The organism is Dyadobacter sp. CECT 9275 (assembly GCF_907164905.1).
In the GTDB taxonomy this organism is placed as follows: domain Bacteria; phylum Bacteroidota; class Bacteroidia; order Cytophagales; family Spirosomataceae; genus Dyadobacter; species Dyadobacter helix.
Window position 1 is genome coordinate 1,802,857 of sequence record NZ_CAJRAF010000002.1, and the last position, 20,307, is coordinate 1,823,163.

Genomic DNA, 20,307 nt, shown 5'->3' on the forward strand with positions numbered 1-20,307 from the left:
ACTAGGAATGATTAAAAATATTTCTAGTGATAGCGGCCGGCATTCGTTTTTTTTGTGATTTTTAACGTTATTTATATCAGCAATAACCCGATAACTCAAAAATAAAGCGATCCATTTATCCCAACTTAAGAAACAAACTTGCCGCGCTCTGATCAAAAATGAATATTCTAATTGTTGAGGACGAACCGATTGTTGCCAAGCATCTGCAGTATACCCTGAACGGCTTCGGCTATGAGGCGAACGATATCGCATCCAATTACCCGGAAGCCATAGAGATACTTAAATCCAAGGTAATTCATTTGGCCATATTGGATATTACCCTCAGTGGCTATCAGACTGGTATTGACGTGGCTGAATATATTTGTGAAAAGCACAAGATTCCTTTCATTTTCCTGACCAGCCATGAGGATATTGCCATTGTAAATGCCGCTTTAAGGACGTCACCGCATGCATTTCTTAATAAGCCGTTTCAAAAAATCACGGTGTATACAGCCGTGAAACTTGCTTTTAAGAGCTTCCGGCAAAATCTGATCCATGAAGGCAGCAATGATTTAAAACAGGATACCACGGTTATTCAGGACGCTCTGTTTATCAAAGAGAAGCATATGTTCATGAAAATTATGCTGGCTGATATCCTCTTTATCAGGAGCGACGATAATTATCTTGAACTGCATACCGCCAAAAAGAAGTATACGATCCGAGAAACCCTGAAAAATATCCTGAGCCAGCTGCCTGGGAATCAGTTTTTCAGGGTTCATAAGTCGTTTATAATTAACTTAAATGCCATTACGTCCATCAACTACATTCATGTCATGATCAATGACATTGAGATCCCCATTACGGCGGATAACCGGACCGAACTCCTGAGCCGTATCAAAACTTTTTCCTGAGCATTTTGCCAAACCATTTCTTTCCGGCATTTCACCTTACAAAATAAGCCGGTTACCACATTATTTTGACAAGTAACCTTCTCCTCCTTAATTTTATCATAAGGTTTTGAAAGGAACAGTTCCGGAATGATACCACCGGATTTGATGACCTTTCTGAAACCATCCCTATAACTAAAGTTCAGACTTTTGACCGCCGCGAACCCTCCTCAGAAAGGCGGCAAAAACGAAGACGGATACCGTATCAATTATATAAATTCGGAATACAGAGAAAAGCTGCGTGTTCAGTAAAAGATTAAAAACTTAAATTTCAGATACTTATAAAGAGCCCAAAGAATAATCCATTAAAAAAACGATAGGTTCGATCTAACGTAAGAATGTTATCGTATTTAAATAGAAAGTAGAAAAAAGATTTAATCATATTTCTACAACTACCCCTGGCAGATTAACGACCTTATAACTTAAACTAAATCTATCAGAACAAAGTTTTTATTAATAATATCGTTGAGTAAAATTTACATCCCCGGAGTTTATGCACCGGGGATGTTTTGTGTTACAGCATACTCATGGATAAAGCAAGTATTTTTTCCTGGCCGTTTTAAATTCTGAAAGTCCGGGTTCCCAGCTTTTACGGATATCATTTTCAGGGACACCGGCAATGATCTGCCTTTTCAGATTTTCAGTTCCGGCAAGCTTATCTATATTTCCCATCTGCTTGCTTTGGCTCATATCAAAGAATTTTTCTTTCTCGGGATAAGCTTTATACATATCCATCAGCCATGCAAGGTTAATCTTCCCCGTCTTCCTGATAGCCGTTATGTCGTATTTTCTAAGATCAATACCATAACATTCTGTGTCCTGATGAAGCGGTGTTTCACTCATCCCCTTAATACTTTTAGGCGTGAACGAAAAGTTGAATTTACCCTTCAGCAGCGGCGCTCCCAGTACCGTAAAGGGCATGTAAGTACCTCTTCCCTGACTTATAATGGTACCTTCAAACATGCAGATATGGGGATACAGCATCACAGACTGCTGCGTGTTCAGGTTTGGTGAAGGCATCACCGGCAATACATAGGGCATATCATGTTCGTAATTCGCCACTTTAACGATTTTCAGCTGGCACTTCATTTTGTTAGGCAACCAACCTTCCCCGTTAATCATTTGAGCAAACTCAGCGATGGTAAGCCCATGGCTGATCGGAATTTTATAAACCCCAATTCCTGAATGCAAATGATCCTCCAGAACCGGGCCGTCTACCAGAAATCCATTCGGATTTGGCCGGTCCAAAATCAGAAGCTCCTTGCCATTTTCAGCACAGGCCTCCATGACCTGCCCCAGCGTATTGATATAGGTATAAAACCGAGCTCCAACATCCTGTATATCAAAGATCATGAGGTCCACATCGGCCAGTTGCTCCCTGGTGGGCTTTTTCTGTTTTCCGTACAGCGATATTGCCGGGATGCCCGTCTTCGGATCTACACTGTCACCCACTTTATCGCCGTTACTGGCCGTCCCCCTGAAACCGTGCTCTGGCCCAAAAATGCGGACAATGTTTACACCCAGAGACACCAGGCTGTCAACGATGGGGGTCTTACCAATTATCGACGTCTGGTTCACCAAAATAGCCACGCGTTTCCCTTTGAGATAATCCAGATACAGGCCGGTTTGGTCAGCACCGGTAATCAGTTTGTCTTTGGTGTTACCGGTTCCCCCCGATTTACATTTATCTGAGGGTGTTGTGGCCGTACAATTTAAATGACAAAAAACCGTAAATGCCGTAAAGACGAAAGAAAAGAGTATCTGTTTCATGTAAAATTTTTCGAGCGAATCATTGAAGCTGAAAAGCTAAATTACTCATTAATTCTATCCGATATCTATCAATCCCCTTTCAAAACAATTTCATTTGTCCGCCTCTTAAAAAAAGGGAGGTATCCAGTTTAGGCAGTTCCTGCTCCTTGAAATATTTGCGGCAAGCCAGGCTATGCAGCTGTCTGATATGTTCGGCATATTTCCCTTCGCCAGTCATACGCAATCCAAAACGTGAGTCGTTTACTTTCCCACCGTGGCTATCTTTGATCTGGTTCAGTATTTTATCAGCGCGGTCAGGGAAATGGTGCTTCACCCATTCTTCAAACAACGTACCGATCACACCATTAAGCCTCACGACGGTATACCCGGCCCACCGCGCCCCATTCTCAGATGCGGCTTTTATGATGGCCGGAATTTCGTGGTCGGTTAGCCCAGGTACTATGGGGGCTGTCATGATACCCATGGGAACGCCAGCTTCGTGCAAGATTTTTACCACCTGAAGTCTTCTTTTCGCGGTTACGGTACGAGGTTCAAGTGTACTTCTGATGTCTTCGTTGAGGGAGGTTATGGATACCGCGCCATGGACAAGATTCAATTTTGCCATTTTTTCCAGAACGTCAATATCCCGAAGTATCAGTGCGTTTTTCGTCAGCACGCTCACAGGGTTCTGGTATCTGAGACATATCTCCAGAAGCCTTCTGGTCAGCTTATATTTCTTTTCCGCAGGCTGGTAACAATCTGTGTTACCGGAAAACATGATGGTGGTGGGCTCCCACTTCCTGGAATTAAACAGCTTTTCAAGAAGTTCCGGCGCATTCTTTTTCACGACGATCTTCGTCTCAAAATCAAGACCGGCAGAAAAACCCCAGTACTCATGCGAATTGCGTGCGTAACAGTAGATACAACCGTGTTCACAACCCCGATACGGATTGATGGAGTTAAAATTGCGAAGGTCAGGGCTGTCAGAAGTACTCAGCAAAGTCTTCGGATGATCTTCTATGAATTGTGTTTTCGGATTAGTATCCGGCTCATCCCAGTTCTGCCAGTCTTCCGAAGTATACTCGGTCTGAAGTTTGTGAAATTTATTGGGGGTATTAATTCCTGCTCCTCTTCCTCTTGGCCTTTCCATAATCGAATTTTGATGTACAAAGTGTTATTACCGGCCAATAAAGATACCAATAATAACAAATTGAACATCAAAATTGATATTAAAAATAACAAAATCAAATACAGTGTGACCGATCAAGCTGTAAACCAGACACACACGCAGATTTTAATTATTTTATATATCTGAAATCCTCGTCACCTTTTAGCGAAAGCAAAACATCGTACATGAGCTGTATGACGTTCTGGACGTCGTCCTTGTGAACCATTTCTACTGTCGTATGCATGTACTTGAGTGGCAGGGATATCAGCGCCGACGCAACTCCTTCGGCGGAATAGGCAAAAGAGTCCGTATCTGTACCTGTGGACCGGCTCACCGCCTGTCGCTGGAAGGGGATCTTTTTTTCATCCGCCACTTTGATGAGCAGATCACGCACGTTATTCTGTACCGCGGGCCCATAACAAATGACCGGACCAGCCCCGCTTTTCAGGTCGCCCTGTTCTTTTTTATTGTACATAGGCGACTGTGTATCGTGAGTGACGTCCGTACAAATCGCAAGATCAGGCTTTAGCCTGCGGGAAATCATCTCGGCACCGCGCAATCCGATCTCCTCCTGTACTGCGTTAACAACAAACAGGGTATACGGGAGTTTTATGTTATTTTCATGAAGCATCCTGGCTACCTCTGCAATCATGAAACCACCCATACGGTTATCCAGCGCCCTTCCTACATAATATTTATTGTTCAGTTCGTCCAGGCCATCGGCAAAGGTAACAACGGTACCCACATGGATCCCCATTTCCAGGACCTCGTCCTTTTTGGAGGCCCCCACATCTATAAAAAGTTCATGTACCTTGGGAACCTGGTCTTTGGCAGTATCTCTTACGTGGATTGCGGGCCAGCCGAAAACACCTTTCACAACTCCCTTGGATGTATGCAGATTCACGCGCATGGATGGGGCTATGGCAGCATCGGACCCTCCGTTACGACGGACATGGATGTACCCATCTTCGGAAATGAAATTAACAAACCAGGAAATTTCGTCGGAGTGGGCTTCAATCACCACCTTGTAGTCCTGCCCGGGGCCAATCACCCCGACGGCGGTTCCATAGACATCAATGATCTGCTCCTCAATATACGGTTTGATGTAATCAAGCCAGATCTGCTGACCGGTTGATTCAAAACCAGTCGGAGAAGCATTATTTAAATACTTATAAAGAAATTCTGTGCTTTTTTCAGACATTCTGTTTAATTGAAAAATGGGTACTTATTTTAACTGCGAGTTCAACTTCCTAATATCTAAAATAAAAATCCCGGAATAGAGGTTTACTGTAAGGTTATAAAAATTCAAGAAACGCCCACAATCCTCTGCGAATCAGATACTCCTGATCCTTTTCATTCCGATAGGCCTCCCGTTCAAAAGAAATGTTGAGGTAAGCCAGGTAATGCCCCCTGAACTGTGCCAACCGGATCAGATATTCCACAAAGTACCAAACATAAAATAGCAGGATGCCCATTTCAAGCTGTTGCCTCAGGTGAATACATTCGTGGTTAAGCAATACCGGGCCCGGATTTTTTTTCTTTAAAAGGATAAAAGGGAAAAATGCCATTGCCTCCACCCAAAGGAATGAAACATTCAGCAAAAAGCCCTTAAACCTCATTTCCAAAGCTGTATATGTAAACAGTTCACAATATACAGCGAAAACTGTTTACTGTGAACTGCTTTTATTTGCCGAAATGCTATTATTAAGCCCTGCTGATATCCAGTACTTCAAATTCCATAATCCCGGCCGGAACCTTAATTTCAGTAGTTTCTCCTACTTTCTTCCCCAAAAGCCCTTTTCCAATCGGAGAGCCGACGGAAATCTTACCTGCTTTTAAATCTGCTTCTTCTTCCGAAACCAGCGTATAAGTTACCTCCATTCCGTTTTTACGGTTCTTGATCTTCACTTTGGAAAGCACTGCAACCTGCGAAGTATCAATGGAAGACTCATCAATCACACGCGCGTTGGACATGATCTCTTCCAGCTTGGCAATCTTCATTTCGTGCATACCCTGCGCATCTTTTGCGGCATCGTACTCGGCATTTTCACTCAAATCCCCTTTATCCCGGGCCTCAGCGATCTGGCGCGCAATTTCGGTACGGCCTTTTGTTTTCATATCATTCAACTCAGCTTTCAGCTTGTTTAACCCTTCTTCAGTGTAGTATGAAATTTTAGCCATGACATCATTATTGTTTATAAAATCTTGGTGTATTTGAATTACTTGATAAAAAAAAAGAACGGCTCCAAGACCGTCCTACCAGAGTTATCACAAACTCACGTAGAAGGCTAGAAGACCTCATCTTTTCGGCTCATATGTTCTTTAATCTTCGTCATATTTTCAAACAAGAACGACAAAAATAGCAATATTTGTAAATGCTAACAAACCATTTGATCAAAAGCCGCAACTATAAATGCCAAATAGATTGAGAATCATTTTCATGGGAACGCCAGAATTTGCCGTTCCCAGTTTACAAAGTCTGGTTGATAACAATTCTAATGTAGTGGCCGTCATTACCGCACCAGACAAACCAGCCGGGCGGGGTCAGAAGATGGTTGCCTCGCCCGTTAAAATATACGCCGAAAGCCGTGGAATCCCTGTTTTACAGCCAGAGAAGCTGAAAAACCCCGAATTCCTGGATACTTTGAGATCTTTCCGGGCAGACCTGCAGATAGTGGTGGCGTTTCGGATGCTTCCCGAGGTTGTGTGGAGCATGCCGGCTTTCGGAACTTTTAATCTCCATGGTTCCCTACTGCCTCAGTACCGTGGTGCGGCACCGATCAACTGGGCTGTAATCAATGGTGAAAGCGAAACCGGAGTTACCACTTTCTTTCTGGAAAAAGATATTGATACCGGCAAAATTATTTTCCAGGATAAAGAAACCATTGGCGAAAATGATGACGCCGGCGCCATTTACGAACGGCTGATGCACAGAGGCGCGGCGCTGGTGGTAAAAACAGTAAAAGCCATAGAAGACGGCCACTATCCGCAGATTCCGCAGACCGAAGGTGGCGACCTGAAAGCAGCGCCAAAGATATTCCGCGAAACATGTGAGATCAGCTGGGAACAGCCTGCTTTACAAATCCATAATTTCGTGCGGGGGCTCTCGCCCTATCCTGCGGCCTGGACCATGTTAAACGGACTTTCCTGTAAACTGTTCAAAACCTCCATAATCCCGGATAACAGCTCTGGTCAGCCCGGAGAATACAAAACAGATAACAAAACATACCTGCATTTCCGGGCAGAAGACGGCTGGCTGGCAGTGGAAACATTGCAACTGGAAGGAAAAAAACGAATGCAGGTGGACGAGTTCCTGAGAGGGACAAAATTGTAGACGGCTCCCACAGCGTCTGTGAAGATATGAAACATCACTTTTTTCAAGCTTATTAATCCCACCTGAATAATCATCCATGCTTATATCCATCATTGTTGCAGTTTCTGAAAACGGGGTCATCGGGAAGGATAACCAGCTGATCTGGCGTTTACCAGAAGATCTGAAAAGGTTTAAAAACCTGACTATGGGCCATCCTATGATTATGGGCCGCAAAACCTTTGAATCCATAGGAAAAGCATTGCCCGGCAGAACATCCATTGTGATTACCAGGCAAAAAGACTTTCAGCCTGACGGTGTGATTGTTGTCCACTCTTTACATGAGGCCATTACTGAGGCTAAAAAGTTAAATACGGATGAAGCATTTATCATTGGCGGAGGCGAGATATACCAGCAGGCGCTGGCAGTAACGGACCATATATACCTTACCCAAGTGGATGTTGTGATTGAAGGAGATACCCATTTTGAAATCTCCGACCCCGAAAACTGGGACGAAATCAACCAAATCGGTTACAATGCTGATGAAAAACATGCTTTTTCGTTCAAATTCATTGATTTACGAAGAAAACCTGTCAATTAATTGTATTTTTGACACCCTTTAAAAAATCAGTGAATGCTACCCATACAGGTACAGACGTTAACAGAAACTCTTGTTTTAGAACTAACCACTCCTTATACAGACAAGAGACCGGTTTATATTACAGGAAACTTTTGCAAGTGGTATCCCGACCTGGAAGAGTACCGTATGACCGAAACAGAGCCCGGACATTACACATTTGAATTTCCTGCGGATGCCGAACTTCCGGTACCACTTGAGTACAAATATACACGCGGAGGCTGGGACCAGGTAGAACTGGACCGATATGGACAGCAGCATCCCAACCGTGTACTCCAGGAACCCCACGGATTAATAAAAGACCAGGTAATCCGATGGCAAAAGGACAGCACCCGCAAGTCGGACCTGATGCCGATCATTGAAGTACTTTCAGAAACCTTTGAAATCCCTCAGCTCAACAAAAAACGCAGGGTTCACGTACTGCTTCCGCATGATTATTATGAAGAGCCAGATCGCCGCTACCCTGTGCTGTACATGACAGACGCTCAGAATCTTTTTGGAGAAGGGTCGCCCTATGGTAACTGGGAACTTGACAAAGCTCTGACCGAGCTGGCAAAGCAGGATGCTGCGGATGTGATCATTGTAGCCATTGACCATGCCGGTGATGACCGCGTCCAGGAATTTTCCCCTTATGACAGCCCCAATCTGGGCAAAGGCCTGGGGGCGTCGTTTCTGAAATTTGTAACCGATACTTTAAAATCCTTTGTAGACGAACAATACCGCACCCTGCCCGACAGGCTCAATACCGGCATGGGCGGAAGTTCAGTGGGCGGGCTGCTCTCGATATACGCGGCTTTGATGTATCCGAATATTTTCGGCAGACTGATGATATTTTCTCCTTCGCTGTGGATATCCAGGCGTATCTATTTTGATGCCATTCATTTCTTCGAGCCGTTTGAAACCCGTATTTATATTTATGGAGGCGGAAAAGAAGGAGATGAGATGATCCCTAACATTCATAAACTTCAGGAAACACTGCAAAACCAGGGATTCGGATACAAACGCGTGAAGATAAAAACTGCGATTGACCCTAAAGGACAGCACAGCGAAAAGCGCTGGGGGAAGGAATTCCCGGTTGCGCTGAAATGGCTGTTTTTTGAGAAAGAATAAGTACTCTGGTACCTAAGAAACCGGGATTTGGGCAGGTTGACCAAGTCCCGGTTTTAGTTTAAGCTCACGGTTTTACAGGATGTACTGGCTCAAATCCCGGTTTTTCACCAGATGTGCCAGTTTTTCCCTTACCAACTCCGCGGTAACGACAATATGCGCATTGGCCCCGATGACATCCGGTACGTCAAACATAAAGTCATTGAGCAGCAGGCTCATCACCGTTTGCAGCCTGCGGGCACCTATATTCTCCACTTCGCTGTTCACTTCAAACGCGATTTTAGCCATCTCTCTGATTGCATCGTCCTGAAATTGCAGTTCTACCCCTTCAGAATCCAGCATGGCCTCATACTGTTTGGTCAAAGCATTTTTGGGAGCTTTCAGTATCTGATAGAAATCATTTTCGGTAAGGCTGTTTAATTCCACACGGATGGGGAAACGCCCCTGAAGCTCAGGTATGAGATCCGACGGCTTGGCAACATGGAAAGCCCCTGCTGCAATAAAAAGAATATGATCTGTATTGATCACTCCGTGTTTGGTATTGACAGCGCTGCCTTCTACAATCGGCAGTAAATCCCGTTGCACGCCTTCACGGCTCACGTCTGGTCCGCTCCCGCCAGACCGGCTTGAGGCTACCTTGTCTATTTCATCAATAAAAATGATCCCGAGATTTTCCGCCTTTCTGATCGCCTCAATTTTCACCTCATCCATATCAATGAGTTTAGATGCTTCCTCGTCCAACAGGATTTTCTTGGCTTCGCCCACAGTCACCTTTCGCTTTTTCCCTCTGCGAGGGACCATGTTCCCAATCATTTCCTGAATATTCATCATGGAAACATCGTCGATAGAGCCGCCTATCATACCCACATTGGGTACCTGACTAGCCTGAATTTCAATTTCAATTTTGCGGTTATCCAGCTCTCCGTTTCTGATCTTTTCCCTAAAGCGTTCCCTGGTACGCTGGTTCAATTCAGTATCGTCCTCCGGCATGGCATTATCGTATTCCACCCCATTGTCAAATTTTGGCTTTACAGCAGGCGAACCATGAACGGGGGGAATGAGTGCATCCAGGATAATGTCCTCCACGGCCTGCTCGGCCTTCATTTTCACTCCTTCTTTTTTCTGGGTCCTCACCATACCCACGGCCTGCTCCACCAGGTCCCTGACCATGCTCTCCACATCACGGCCCACATAACCAACTTCCGTAAATTTAGATGCCTCCACCTTGATAAATGGCGCATCGGCAATTTTGGCAAGCCGCCGGGCAATCTCTGTCTTACCTACTCCGGTCGCGCCAATCATCAATATATTGTTAGGTATGATTTCCTTCTGAATCTCCTCGGGGCTGTTCATCCTTCTCCACCGGTTCCTGTGTGCAATGGCCACGTTACGTTTGGCTTCGTGCTGTCCTATGATATATTGGTCCAGTTCAAAAACGATCTGGCGCGGTGTCAGGCGGTTTAAGTGTTCGGTCATGTTGTGTAATTTACTTTAATATAAGCAGATTTCTCTGATAAAACTTTTAGAATCGAAGCAGTATATCCAAATCAGCAATTTGAAACTTCTGCCGGCTGATAACCCATGTAAATAACCATGCCTTGCCAATATGTCAGGTTAGGATATACGATGCAGAATCTTTTACTAACTTGCATCCAAATGCTGGTTCAGTTCTTTACCGGATAACCTAACTCATACAAACGACTTCTTCTTCTGATGAAACGTAAATTTTTTACCGTATTATTCTCAGTATTAAACATTTTTGCGCTTGCCCAAAAACCAAGCCACCTCACCGATCCGGTGGAATGGGTTAATCCGCTCATGGGGACACAATCCAAATTCAGCCTGTCAGCCGGGAATACCTATCCCGCCATTGCCATGCCTTGGGGAATGAATTTCTGGATGCCTCAAACCGGCAAAATGGGCGACGGATGGAGTTATGGCTATGATGCGGAAAAGATCAGGGGATTTAAACAGACCCATCAGCCAAGTCCCTGGATTAACGATTACGGACAGTTTTCCGTATTGCCGATTACCGGATCAATCAAAATTGATGAGGAGAGCAGGGCTAGCTGGTTTTCACACAAAGCGGAAACAGCCAAACCGCATTTCTACAAAGTTTACCTGGCCGACTATGACGTAACCACGGAGATAACACCAACCGAACGGGCGGCACAATTCCGTTTTACTTTCCCTAAAACAGACAGCGCATTTGTGCTTCTGGATGCCTTTGATAGAGGTTCTTACGTGAAGATCATTCCTTCTGAAAAGAAAATCATAGGATATACGACTAAAAACAGCGGAGGAGTACCGTCCAATTTCAAGAATTATTTTGTACTGATTTTTGACAAAGCCTTCACATTCTCCTCCGCATTTCACGGCACAACGCTGGCGAAGGATACCCTGGAACTAAAAGCGGGCCATGTGGGGGCCGTTGTGGGCTTCAAAACCTTCCGCGGAGAGAAGATAGGCCTCAAAGTGGCGTCTTCATTTATTAGCCCCGAACAGGCGGAGCTGAACCTTAAACGGGAAATTGGCACCGATACCTTTGATCAGACTTTCGAAAAAGGAAGGAAAACCTGGAACCACGAACTATCCCGCATTCAGGTGGAAGGCGAAGATATCGACCAGATCCGCACTTTTTATTCCTGCCTTTACCGGGTGATGTTATTCCCCAGGAAGTTTTACGAGTTCGATTCCAAAAACCAGGTGGTACATTACAGCCCGTACAACGGGCAGACCAAACCCGGCTATATGTTTACCGACAATGGTTTCTGGGATACCTTCCGTGCGGTATTTCCATTTTTTACGCTGATGTATCCCACATTGAATGCGCAGATCATGCAAGGGCTGGCGAATGCTTATGACGAAAGCGGTTTTCTGCCAGAATGGGCCAGCCCCGGCCACCGTGACTGTATGATAGGTTCTAACTCCGCCTCACTCATTACTGATTCCTACATCAAGGGTATCCGGGGGTATGACATCGATAAACTCTATGAAGCAATCATCAAAAACACCAATCATGCGGGTCCCGTAAGTTCAGTCGGCCGGTTTGGGCATGCGTATTACAACGAGCTGGGCTATGTACCTTACGATGTAAAGGTAAATGAAAACGCTGCCAGGACATTAGAGTATGCATATGCCGATTTCTGTATCTCGCAGTTGGCCAAATCATTAAAAAAACCGCAGGCCGAGATTGACCTGTACCTGAAAAGAAGCCAGAATTACAGGAATATTTTTGATCCCGAAACAAAATGGATGCGCGGAAAAAACAAAGATGGTCAGTTTCAGAAGCCTTTCAGCCCTTTCAAATGGGGGGACGCATTCACAGAAGGCAACAGTATCCATTACACCTGGTCGGTGTTTCAGGATATGAAAGGACTGGTGGGCCTGATGGGTGGCAGAGAAGCATTTGTACAAAAACTGGATACCGTTTTCACGCTACCTCCGATATTTGACGACAGCTATTATGGCTTCCCGATTCACGAGATCAGAGAAATGCAGATCATGAACATGGGAAATTACGCACATGGCAACCAGCCGATCCAGCACATGATCTATCTGTATAACTACGCCGGCGCTCCGTCAAAAGCTCAGTATTGGGCACGTGAAGTAATGAAAAAACTGTATCAGCCCACGCCGGATGGTTATTGTGGGGATGAAGACAACGGGCAGACTTCCGCCTGGTATGTTTTCTCGTCTCTTGGGTTTTATCCGGTTACGCCCGGGACAACACAATACGTAATCGGCTCGCCTTTATTTAAAAAAGCGACACTTACAATGGAAAATGGTAAGAAATTCACGATAGAAGCACCAGCCAGCAACAGTACCAACATGTACATTCAAAGTGTTGCACTGAACGGCAAGCCTTATAACAACACTTTCCTGGAACACGGTGACATCCAAAAAGGCGGCACTGTCAGGTTCAACATGAGCAGCAAGGCCACCCAAACCTGGGGAATCAAACCAGAAAACGCACCATTTTCTTTATCGAAGTAAAATAAGGATATTAAGGATCTATTACTCAACATTCTCAATGATCAGAAACCCCATGCGGCGCATGGGGTTTTTTAGTTATAAATGGAATAATAAAACTGTAAGGAATAAACGGAACCAAAACAACCGAAAAAATCGCGATAGCCTTTTAATATCTGATTTCAAAACATACCACCCGTTTACTCTGCTTAATCCTATTTTTCAGAATTTAATACCTTAATAAAGTCGGTGACGAACGTTTTACGACTTTATTTGCTTTTTAATGTAGTATTTCTACATTACGTGATTAAAATTGTGGAAAGAAAAACAACAACATGCAATACCGGAAATTAGGCAACTCAGATCTTGACATTTCAGTAATTACTTTTGGCGCATGGGCGGCAGGCGGCTGGATGTGGGGAGGTACCGAAAGAAGCGAAGCTGTGCAGGCTATCCGGGAATCATATCATGCGGGTGTTACCTCCATTGATACCGCTCCTGTTTATGGGCAGGGCCTGAGTGAAGAAATCGTTGGAGAGGCAATCAGAGACCTTCCCCGTGATAAAGTGCAGATTCTCACCAAATATGGTATGCACTGGGACCTCGCAAAGGGAGATTTTGCAATGAAAAGCCAGACCAATGACGGGCAGGCCATCGACATTTACAAATATGCTTCAGCGGATAGCATCGTGAAGGAATGTGAAGACAGCCTTAAGCGCCTGGGAACCGACTATATTGACCTGTATCAGATTCACTGGCACGACAAAACTACCCCGATCCAGGAAAGCATGGAGGCCGTTTCTTTGCTTATCCAACAGGGAAAGGTGAGGTATGCCGGGGTTTGTAACTACAATGCCGAGTTGCTGATGGAAGCAGGCAAGTATATCAATCTTGTTTCAGATCAGGTACCTTACAGCATGTTGAGGAAGGATATTGAAGCCGAAACCGTACCCTACTGTATCGGAAATAACATATCCATTCTTGCGTACAGTCCATTGCAGCGTGGGTTGCTAACAGGGAAAATGACCTCCGGTTACTCTTTCGCAAAAGATGATAACCGTGCTTCGCTCCATTATTTTTCAGACGAAAACATAAAAAGGGTGAACGCGTTTCTGGCCAAAATCAGACCGGTTGCGGAAGATAAAAAGGCTACCTTAGGACAATTGGTTTTGAAATGGACCGTTGAACAACCAGGCATTACCATCGCGCTGGCTGGTGCCAGGGATGCCAGACAGGCCCTTGAAAATGCCTCTTCGGTTGATATTCAATTGAACCGGGATGAAATCAGCTTTATAAATAATCAATTAAGCGATCTGAAGCTGGTAAACAAATAACCTGTAATACTTAACCTATCAAACAATATTCACCCATATCTGAATTTATGAAAACCAACCTTTCCATTTTCAAAAAAGGAGTCCCGGTCGTGCTGGGAGGTATTCTTTTTACCGCCACCCTCGGCCTGATGAGTAACAGTTCTGCTCCTGAGCCAAAATCCGAAAAGTTTACAGAAGCCAATATCAAAGTGGACACAGTTGCAAAGGGGCTTACGATGCCTTGGGCATCCGCACTTTTACCAAACGGTGACCTGCTGGTGACCGAACGTGGAGGCAAATTACGACTGGTAAAAAACGGAATTCTCGATCCGCAGGAAATAAGCGGAATACCACAGGTATGGTATAAAGGCCAGGGCGGACTGCTGGACATTAACCTTCATCCTGATTACAAAAAGAACGGATGGATCTATATCAGTTATTCCTCCCCCAAAAAAGCTGGTGAAGAAGGAGATGACGAAGGTGCCAACACAGCCCTGATGCGGGCAAAACTAAAGGATCATGCACTGGTTGAAATTCAGCAGCTTTTCAAGGCGCTTCCCAATGTAAAGGGCAATGTCCACTATGGCGGACGTATCGTTTTTGACAAAAAAGGTTACGTATTTCTATCCCTTGGCGAACGCGGACAAAAAGAAAATTCTCAAAACCTGGGCAGGGACCAGGGGAAAGTAGTCCGTTTGCACGAGGATGGTAAAATCCCGACCGATAACCCCTTTGTAAATACCGCAGGGGCTCGTCCCGAAATATGGACCTATGGCCACCGTAACCCGCAGGGTATGGTGATCAACCCTGCCACTGGTGTGATATGGGAGCATGAACATGGCCCGCAGGGAGGTGACGAACTTAATATCATTAAAAAGGGCAGTAACTATGGCTGGCCTTTGATCACCTTTGGAATTGACTACGATAACAGCATCATTTCAAAAGATACGGCACGTGTGGGAATGGAACAACCTGTTACTTACTGGAAACCTTCCATAGCTCCCTGCGGGATGACTTTCGTGACCAATGACAAGTTTAAAGGCTGGAAAGGAGACCTCCTCGTGGGTTCTCTGAAGTTTATGTATCTTCAGCACCTTACGGTAAAAGGCGACAAAGTAACCAAACGTGAAATCATTTTTGAAAAACTAGGCCGCGTTCGTGATGTGCGTCAGGCTTATGACGGCAACATTTATGTGGTACTTGAGAATTCCGGGAAAGTTGTAAAGCTCAGCCCGAAATCCTGAAGCAGATCATACGAACCAGCGGTTCGTGAGCATTTGTCCCCAGACTTCGCCGGTAAAACTCCGGATAGAGGCCTTTCAATAACCGGCGCGAATCTCTCGGTTCGCGCCATTGGTTTTTATCATTTACCAGAGGAATCATGAAATTACTGATTACAATAGTATCCGGCATTATCTTGGGTTCTGCCATGCTGCCGGGGCAGGATGACGAACTTGCTAAAAGTATCGAACGCGGCAAAATGGTGTATTCTGAAAACTGCATCACCTGCCACATGGGCACCGGAGAAGGAGTTACGGCAACCTTCCCCCCTCTTGCCAAGTCGGATTACCTCACTCAAAATCCGGAGAATGGCATCAAGGCTATCAAATTCGGCCTGATCGGAAAAATTAAGGTAAATAATGTAGAATACGACAACATGATGCCTAACCCCGGCCTAGGTCCGGAGGAAATCGCCGATGTCATGAATTATATCCTGAATTCCTGGGGGAATGATTCTAAGAAAAACAGGATTACTCCTGAAGTAGTAACGGCTGTCAAAGAGAAAAAATAATACTTAACCTGCTGCCTCTGCAATTTTCAGGAAGGTCCAATTTATCTCTATTAGTTAATGCTCTATATTTTTTGTCGAGTTTATTTAAAACAAATCTAAACTAATTCTTGGAAAAGAGATTTTCCCGTAGGAAATTCGCAGCCTCAAAAGAACTAATTAGACTTATTTTAAATAAAATGCAAAAATTATATTTTCCACTCCTTCTATGCTTGCTCTCCTTGTCAGCTTTTTCGCAGACAGGTAAAATAGCCGGGCAAATCCTTACCTCCGACGGAGCACCGGCAGAATACGTTTCGGTTGGTCTTAAAGGCTTAAAAGCCGGTACCGTTTCCGACGCCAGCGGGAAGTTTAACCTGAACAAAATAAAGCCCGGAAGTTACACGGTTATCATCAGCTATGTTGGCCTTGCCACGCAGGAAAAAGAGGTTGGCGTACAGGATGGCGCCACAACAGAAGTTTCCTTCACATTGGCAGAGAATGCCAATCAGCTGGAAGAGGTAGTTGTGCAGGATTTTAACCGTTACAACAGCAAGGAGGTATCTTCGAGCCTTCGTCTGCTGAGCCCTATTCAGGAAACACCCCAGAACATTCAGGTAGTTACCTCTAAAGCCCTCTCGGACCAGCAGGTTATCAGCATGAGCGATGGACTGATCCGGAATGTCAGCGGTGCGAACAGGCTGGAACACTGGGGAGACATGTATACCAATATTACCATGCGCGGATCGCAGATTCAGGCGTTTCGTAACGGCTTTAATGTTGTGAGTTCTTACTGGGGGCCTCTTACCGAAGACATGAGCTTTGTAGATCACATCGAATTTGTAAAAGGGCCTGCGGGATTCATGCTGGCCAACGGTGATCCCAGCGGATTGTATAATGTAGTAACAAAAAAACCAACCGGCCAGACGAAGGGCGAAGCATCCGTAACATTAGGAAGTTATGGTCTCTACCGCGCAACACTCGATCTGGATGGTAAACTAAGTACTAACGGAAAACTTCTTTACCGCCTGAACATAGCAGGACAAAATAAAAAATCGCACAGACCGTATGAGTTCAACAACCGTTACAGCATAGCTCCGGTGGTTTCCTATCAGATAGACGACAAAACAAAATTAACCGCCGAGTATACCTTGCAGCATGCGACCATGTCGGATGTAGGGTCGTTTTATGTGTTTTCTACCAAAGGCTATGGCACTTTACCGGTAGATTTTACCACCATGCCTCCCGGACTTTCCCCGTCCAAAATGAATGATCACAGCCTGTTCCTGAACCTGCAGCATCAGCTGAACAGCAACTGGAAATTAACTGCGCAGGTAGCCTATTTTAATTATCAGCAGAGAGGGTCAAGCATGTGGCCTTCGGTGGTAAACCCTGACGGTACCATGATCCGCTCCGTAGGTATCTGGGATGCCAAAAGTGAAATGAGCTTAGGGCAGGTCTTCGTCAATGGTACTGTCAACACCGGTGCAGTTGTGCATAAAATTCTGGGAGGACTGGATGTAGGAAATAAAGATTACCTGGCCGACTGGGCGCAGTCACACGCTCTGGACACGCTTGGTGCAGAGTTTAATCCAGCTGCTCCTTATTATGGTACTCCGGTTAACGGATTTCCGGTTTACGACCGCACGTTAAACCTGGAAGCCAGAGCTGTGGCTGGCGGAGGGGTAATCGACCAGAAATATAGCGGGGTATATCTGCAGGATGAACTAGGCTTTTTGAATAACAAATTAAGACTTACAATTGCAGGCAGGTATACCTATGTAAGCCAGTCGGCCTACGGAGGAGCCGCCCAGACCGCCAGGCATTTTACGCCCCGGCTTGGTGTGAGTGCCTCCCTAAATCCCGCAACTTCCGTCTATTTCCTTTATGACCAGGCATTTTTGCCACAATCGGGCAGGCTTGCCAGCGGTTCGGACGTGAAACCTATCACTGGCAATAATACAGAATTCGGAGTAAAGAGAAACTGGGCAGACGGCAAGTGGAATACCACGTTATCCCTCTACCGGATCCTGAAAAATAATGAGTTAACCTCAGATCCAAACAGTCCGCCAAATGCAGGCCTGAGCGTTGTACTGGGTCAGAAAAGAGCACAGGGTATTGAGTTTGACCTGAGGGGGACCATTGTCACCGGCTTTACTGCTGTAGCCAATTATGCCTATACCGATTCAAAAGTTACCAAAGTAGCCGAAGGAATTACCAACATAAAGGTAGGCGATGTAATTCCTGGTTACGCCAAGCATACCCTCAACAGCTGGCTGACATACAAAATCCAGAAAGGGGCACTGAAAGGGGCCGGACTTTCGGGAGGTTTCACCTACATGGCAGATCGCGCTACGTCCAACTGGAGTGATACTCAAACCCAGACCAACCTCCCTAATTATTTTAAACTGGACGGTGGTGTTTTCTGGGAAAAAGATAACATACGGATTAACCTGAACGTCTTTAATGTTTTGGACAAATACCTTTACGCGGGCGGATATTACGACTGGCTCAATGCGTATTATTACCAAACCGAAACACCGAGAAATTACCGTCTCGGAATCTCATACAAATTCTGACGTTCTAAAAAAGCACGTTTTATATTGTAGGTTTCTGCATTAAATTTCAGAAAACAGGCCATTTCAAATTATTGAAGTGGCCTGTTTTTACACAAAGTATCCATTTTCAAGCACGTACGCCAGACACAAAATTCTGTAACCGGTATCTGGTAAATGGAAGCGCAGATGTATTGTTATAATCAGTTGCGGTACATGATACTTGATCACTCATGAAAATGCCGCAAATGCACTGTTCTCCGAATTAAATTTCTCAAATGCCTTTTTGTACGCCCTGTTTGCCCTGGCCGATGGCTTAAACAAAACACTTACCGGCGTAAAAATTTTCATGTCCCCGAATTCCTTCCTGATACCCAGTGCCTTAAGCGCCATCATAGCCGCTCCTACAGTACCAGTTTCAACGGTATCGTTCAGAGAAACCTTTTTACCAAAAACATCCGCCAGCATTTGCACCCAAAGACTGCTGTTGGCAAAACCTCCGTTGGCATATATGGTCTGAACGTCGTTCTTCGAAAGCAGAATCTCTCCCACACTGAACAAATTCAGCAGGATACCTTCCATGACGGCACGTGCAAAATGGGATTTGGTATGCTGAATATCCAGTCCGCTAAATCCGCCCCTGACCGTGGAACTCCACAAAGGCGCACGTTCTCCCAGCAGGTACGGAAAGAAAAGCAGGCCGTCTGATGCAGGTTTTACTTTTTCCGCCTCCCTGAAAACATCTTCAAAAGCTGCGTCAGGGAAAAAGGAATTCTTAAGCCATTCAAAAATGACGCCGCCGTTGTTGGAAGCCCCGCCTATTACGTATGTCTCTTCGTCCAGGATATAGCAAAAGGTCCGCATTTTACTATCCAGGTAAGGCTCAGGTGCACATACACGTGTGGCCGCACTGGTACCGATGGTGACCGCTATGGAAGACGCATTGATGGACCCACTTCCCAAATTAGCCAGACATCCATCACTTGCTCCCATGATCAGCGGTGTACCATCAGGTACACCGAAGGCATTTTCATTTTCTAATTTTTCCTGGTGATAAGGTGAAACAGCCTTAGATAATTTATGCTCATCCAGGCCTATGTGTTTCAAGGTCCATTCATCCCATTTTTTTTCCCGTATATTAAACAGGCCTGTGGCCGAGGCGATTGAAAAATCAACCACAAAATTACCCGTCAGCCTGTAAATGATATATTCCTTGATTCCCACAAACTTATGAGTGGAATGGTAAATTTCGGGTTTGTTTTTTTTGAGCCAGAGCAACTTGCATACCGGCGTCATGGCATGAATAGGCGTGCCATTGTTCTGGTATATTTTTAACCCGTGTGCCGAACGTCTCAATTTATCAGCAATATCAGAGCTCCGGTTATCGGCCCAGATGATCAGGTTGGTCAGCTTCTTTCCACTGCTGTCAATCGCCAGCACGCTGTGCATGGCAGAACTAAAAGAAATCCCCAACAATTCCCCATGTTTGTAGCTTATGCTGCTTACCTCTCTGACGCACCGGCAGAGTGCATCAAAAATTTCGTCCGGATCCTGCTCACTCCAGTCCGGCCGGGGATGGTCCATTTCATATCCCAGGCTATGTGTTGCCAGAATAGCCCCTGTCTCCGAGTCAAATGCTGTTGTTTTAACATTGGTAGTACCAATATCACAACCGATGATGTAGGACATTACAATTTGTTTTAAGAATTTCAGATACCAACGCAAGATTACAGGTACCTGTGACCTCACGCTGCCCTTAAAACAAATGTATCAAATACCACCAGATTTCAATCAGGGGCCCG

General features: G+C 45.2%; 16 protein-coding genes. 9 read left to right on the forward strand and 7 right to left on the reverse strand.

Features of this window, described 5'->3' with window-relative positions:
* The first annotated feature begins 158 nt into the window (after nucleotides 1–158).
* Complete coding sequence (locus KOE27_RS15295) at nucleotides 159–890, forward strand: LytR/AlgR family response regulator transcription factor (RefSeq protein ID WP_215239729.1); 732 nt, start codon at nucleotides 159–161, stop codon at nucleotides 888–890.
* Between the two features lie 561 nt (nucleotides 891–1,451).
* On the opposite strand, the gene KOE27_RS15300 is transcribed toward KOE27_RS15295, so the two are convergent.
* The 5 genes from KOE27_RS15300 to greA form a co-directional block, all read right to left on the reverse strand.
* Nucleotides 1,452–2,696 carry an exo-beta-N-acetylmuramidase NamZ family protein gene (locus KOE27_RS15300; RefSeq protein ID WP_215239730.1) on the reverse strand — a complete coding sequence of 415 codons (1,245 nt, stop codon included), beginning with the start codon at nucleotides 2,694–2,696 and terminating at the stop codon, nucleotides 1,452–1,454.
* A 79-nt stretch (nucleotides 2,697–2,775) separates the two neighbouring features.
* On the reverse strand, nucleotides 2,776–3,828 hold the full coding sequence (locus KOE27_RS15305) for a PA0069 family radical SAM protein (RefSeq protein WP_215241619.1): 1,053 nt from the start codon (nucleotides 3,826–3,828) through the stop codon (nucleotides 2,776–2,778).
* A gap of 145 nt (nucleotides 3,829–3,973) precedes the next feature.
* Nucleotides 3,974–5,044, reverse strand: coding sequence for a M42 family metallopeptidase (locus KOE27_RS15310; RefSeq protein ID WP_215239731.1), 1,071 nt, complete (start codon nucleotides 5,042–5,044; stop codon nucleotides 3,974–3,976).
* A 94-nt stretch (nucleotides 5,045–5,138) separates the two neighbouring features.
* A complete protein-coding gene (locus KOE27_RS15315) occupies nucleotides 5,139–5,462 on the reverse strand; it encodes a hypothetical protein (RefSeq protein ID WP_215239732.1) in 324 nt (107 codons plus the stop codon).
* Nucleotides 5,463–5,547: 85 nt separating this feature from the next.
* Nucleotides 5,548–6,024, reverse strand: a complete 477-nt coding sequence (gene greA, locus KOE27_RS15320; RefSeq protein WP_215239733.1) for a transcription elongation factor GreA — start codon at nucleotides 6,022–6,024, stop codon at nucleotides 5,548–5,550.
* 232 nt (nucleotides 6,025–6,256) lie between these two features.
* Here greA and fmt point away from each other — a divergent pair, with 232 nt between their 5' ends.
* From fmt to KOE27_RS15335, 3 genes are all read left to right on the forward strand, one after another.
* Nucleotides 6,257–7,177 (forward strand): methionyl-tRNA formyltransferase, encoded by a 921-nt coding sequence (gene fmt, locus KOE27_RS15325; protein ID WP_229252779.1) that lies wholly within the window; start codon nucleotides 6,257–6,259, stop codon nucleotides 7,175–7,177.
* 76 nt (nucleotides 7,178–7,253) lie between these two features.
* On the forward strand, nucleotides 7,254–7,754 hold the full coding sequence (locus tag KOE27_RS15330; protein WP_215239734.1) for a dihydrofolate reductase: 501 nt from the start codon (nucleotides 7,254–7,256) through the stop codon (nucleotides 7,752–7,754).
* Nucleotides 7,755–7,787: 33 nt separating this feature from the next.
* Nucleotides 7,788–8,900: an alpha/beta hydrolase-fold protein gene (locus tag KOE27_RS15335; protein ID WP_215239735.1), complete on the forward strand. Its 1,113-nt coding sequence runs from the start codon at nucleotides 7,788–7,790 to the stop codon at nucleotides 8,898–8,900.
* 72 nt (nucleotides 8,901–8,972) lie between these two features.
* Here the strand turns inward: KOE27_RS15335 and hslU are convergent, their stop codons facing one another.
* A complete protein-coding gene (hslU, locus tag KOE27_RS15340) occupies nucleotides 8,973–10,373 on the reverse strand; it encodes an ATP-dependent protease ATPase subunit HslU (protein ID WP_215239736.1) in 1,401 nt (466 codons plus the stop codon).
* A 234-nt stretch (nucleotides 10,374–10,607) separates the two neighbouring features.
* Here hslU and KOE27_RS15345 point away from each other — a divergent pair, with 234 nt between their 5' ends.
* The 5 genes from KOE27_RS15345 to KOE27_RS15365 all read left to right on the forward strand — a co-directional run bounded on the left by KOE27_RS15345 (nucleotide 10,608) and on the right by KOE27_RS15365 (nucleotide 18,529).
* The gene (locus KOE27_RS15345; RefSeq protein WP_255573950.1) at nucleotides 10,608–12,893 is read left to right on the forward strand and encodes a GH92 family glycosyl hydrolase; all 2,286 of its coding nucleotides are present in this window, start codon (nucleotides 10,608–10,610) and stop codon (nucleotides 12,891–12,893) included.
* Between the two features lie 311 nt (nucleotides 12,894–13,204).
* Nucleotides 13,205–14,203 carry an aldo/keto reductase gene (locus KOE27_RS15350; protein ID WP_215239738.1) on the forward strand — a complete coding sequence of 333 codons (999 nt, stop codon included), beginning with the start codon at nucleotides 13,205–13,207 and terminating at the stop codon, nucleotides 14,201–14,203.
* A gap of 47 nt (nucleotides 14,204–14,250) precedes the next feature.
* On the forward strand, nucleotides 14,251–15,426 hold the full coding sequence (locus tag KOE27_RS15355) for a PQQ-dependent sugar dehydrogenase (RefSeq protein ID WP_215239739.1): 1,176 nt from the start codon (nucleotides 14,251–14,253) through the stop codon (nucleotides 15,424–15,426).
* Nucleotides 15,427–15,563: 137 nt separating this feature from the next.
* Nucleotides 15,564–15,974, forward strand: a complete 411-nt coding sequence (locus KOE27_RS15360) for a c-type cytochrome (RefSeq protein WP_215239740.1) — start codon at nucleotides 15,564–15,566, stop codon at nucleotides 15,972–15,974.
* A 176-nt stretch (nucleotides 15,975–16,150) separates the two neighbouring features.
* Nucleotides 16,151–18,529, forward strand: a complete 2,379-nt coding sequence (locus KOE27_RS15365) for a TonB-dependent receptor (protein ID WP_215239741.1) — start codon at nucleotides 16,151–16,153, stop codon at nucleotides 18,527–18,529.
* Nucleotides 18,530–18,736: 207 nt separating this feature from the next.
* Here KOE27_RS15365 and KOE27_RS15370 read toward each other — a convergent pair whose 3' ends face one another.
* Nucleotides 18,737–20,194 carry a gluconokinase gene (locus KOE27_RS15370; protein ID WP_215239742.1) on the reverse strand — a complete coding sequence of 486 codons (1,458 nt, stop codon included), beginning with the start codon at nucleotides 20,192–20,194 and terminating at the stop codon, nucleotides 18,737–18,739.
* Nucleotides 20,195–20,307: the final 113 nt, after the last annotated feature.

What these genes read in the sequence shown, in the direction of transcription:
- KOE27_RS15370 (WP_215239742.1), bottom strand. Translation starts at nt 20,194, where the DNA reads ATGTCCTACATCATCGGTTGTGATATTGGTACTACCAATGTTAAAACA.
- KOE27_RS15360 (WP_215239740.1), top strand. Translation starts at nt 15,564, where the DNA reads ATGAAATTACTGATTACAATAGTATCCGGCATTATCTTGGGTTCTGCC.
- KOE27_RS15330 (WP_215239734.1), top strand. Translation starts at nt 7,254, where the DNA reads ATGCTTATATCCATCATTGTTGCAGTTTCTGAAAACGGGGTCATCGGG.
- KOE27_RS15300 (WP_215239730.1), bottom strand. Translation starts at nt 2,696, where the DNA reads ATGAAACAGATACTCTTTTCTTTCGTCTTTACGGCATTTACGGTTTTT.
- KOE27_RS15315 (WP_215239732.1), bottom strand. Translation starts at nt 5,462, where the DNA reads ATGAGGTTTAAGGGCTTTTTGCTGAATGTTTCATTCCTTTGGGTGGAG.
- hslU (WP_215239736.1), bottom strand. Translation starts at nt 10,373, where the DNA reads ATGACCGAACACTTAAACCGCCTGACACCGCGCCAGATCGTTTTTGAA.
- greA (WP_215239733.1), bottom strand. Translation starts at nt 6,024, where the DNA reads ATGGCTAAAATTTCATACTACACTGAAGAAGGGTTAAACAAGCTGAAA.
- KOE27_RS15350 (WP_215239738.1), top strand. Translation starts at nt 13,205, where the DNA reads ATGCAATACCGGAAATTAGGCAACTCAGATCTTGACATTTCAGTAATT.
- KOE27_RS15335 (WP_215239735.1), top strand. Translation starts at nt 7,788, where the DNA reads ATGCTACCCATACAGGTACAGACGTTAACAGAAACTCTTGTTTTAGAA.
- KOE27_RS15310 (WP_215239731.1), bottom strand. Translation starts at nt 5,044, where the DNA reads ATGTCTGAAAAAAGCACAGAATTTCTTTATAAGTATTTAAATAATGCT.
- KOE27_RS15355 (WP_215239739.1), top strand. Translation starts at nt 14,251, where the DNA reads ATGAAAACCAACCTTTCCATTTTCAAAAAAGGAGTCCCGGTCGTGCTG.
- fmt (WP_229252779.1), top strand. Translation starts at nt 6,257, where the DNA reads ATGCCAAATAGATTGAGAATCATTTTCATGGGAACGCCAGAATTTGCC.
- KOE27_RS15295 (WP_215239729.1), top strand. Translation starts at nt 159, where the DNA reads ATGAATATTCTAATTGTTGAGGACGAACCGATTGTTGCCAAGCATCTG.
- KOE27_RS15365 (WP_215239741.1), top strand. Translation starts at nt 16,151, where the DNA reads ATGCAAAAATTATATTTTCCACTCCTTCTATGCTTGCTCTCCTTGTCA.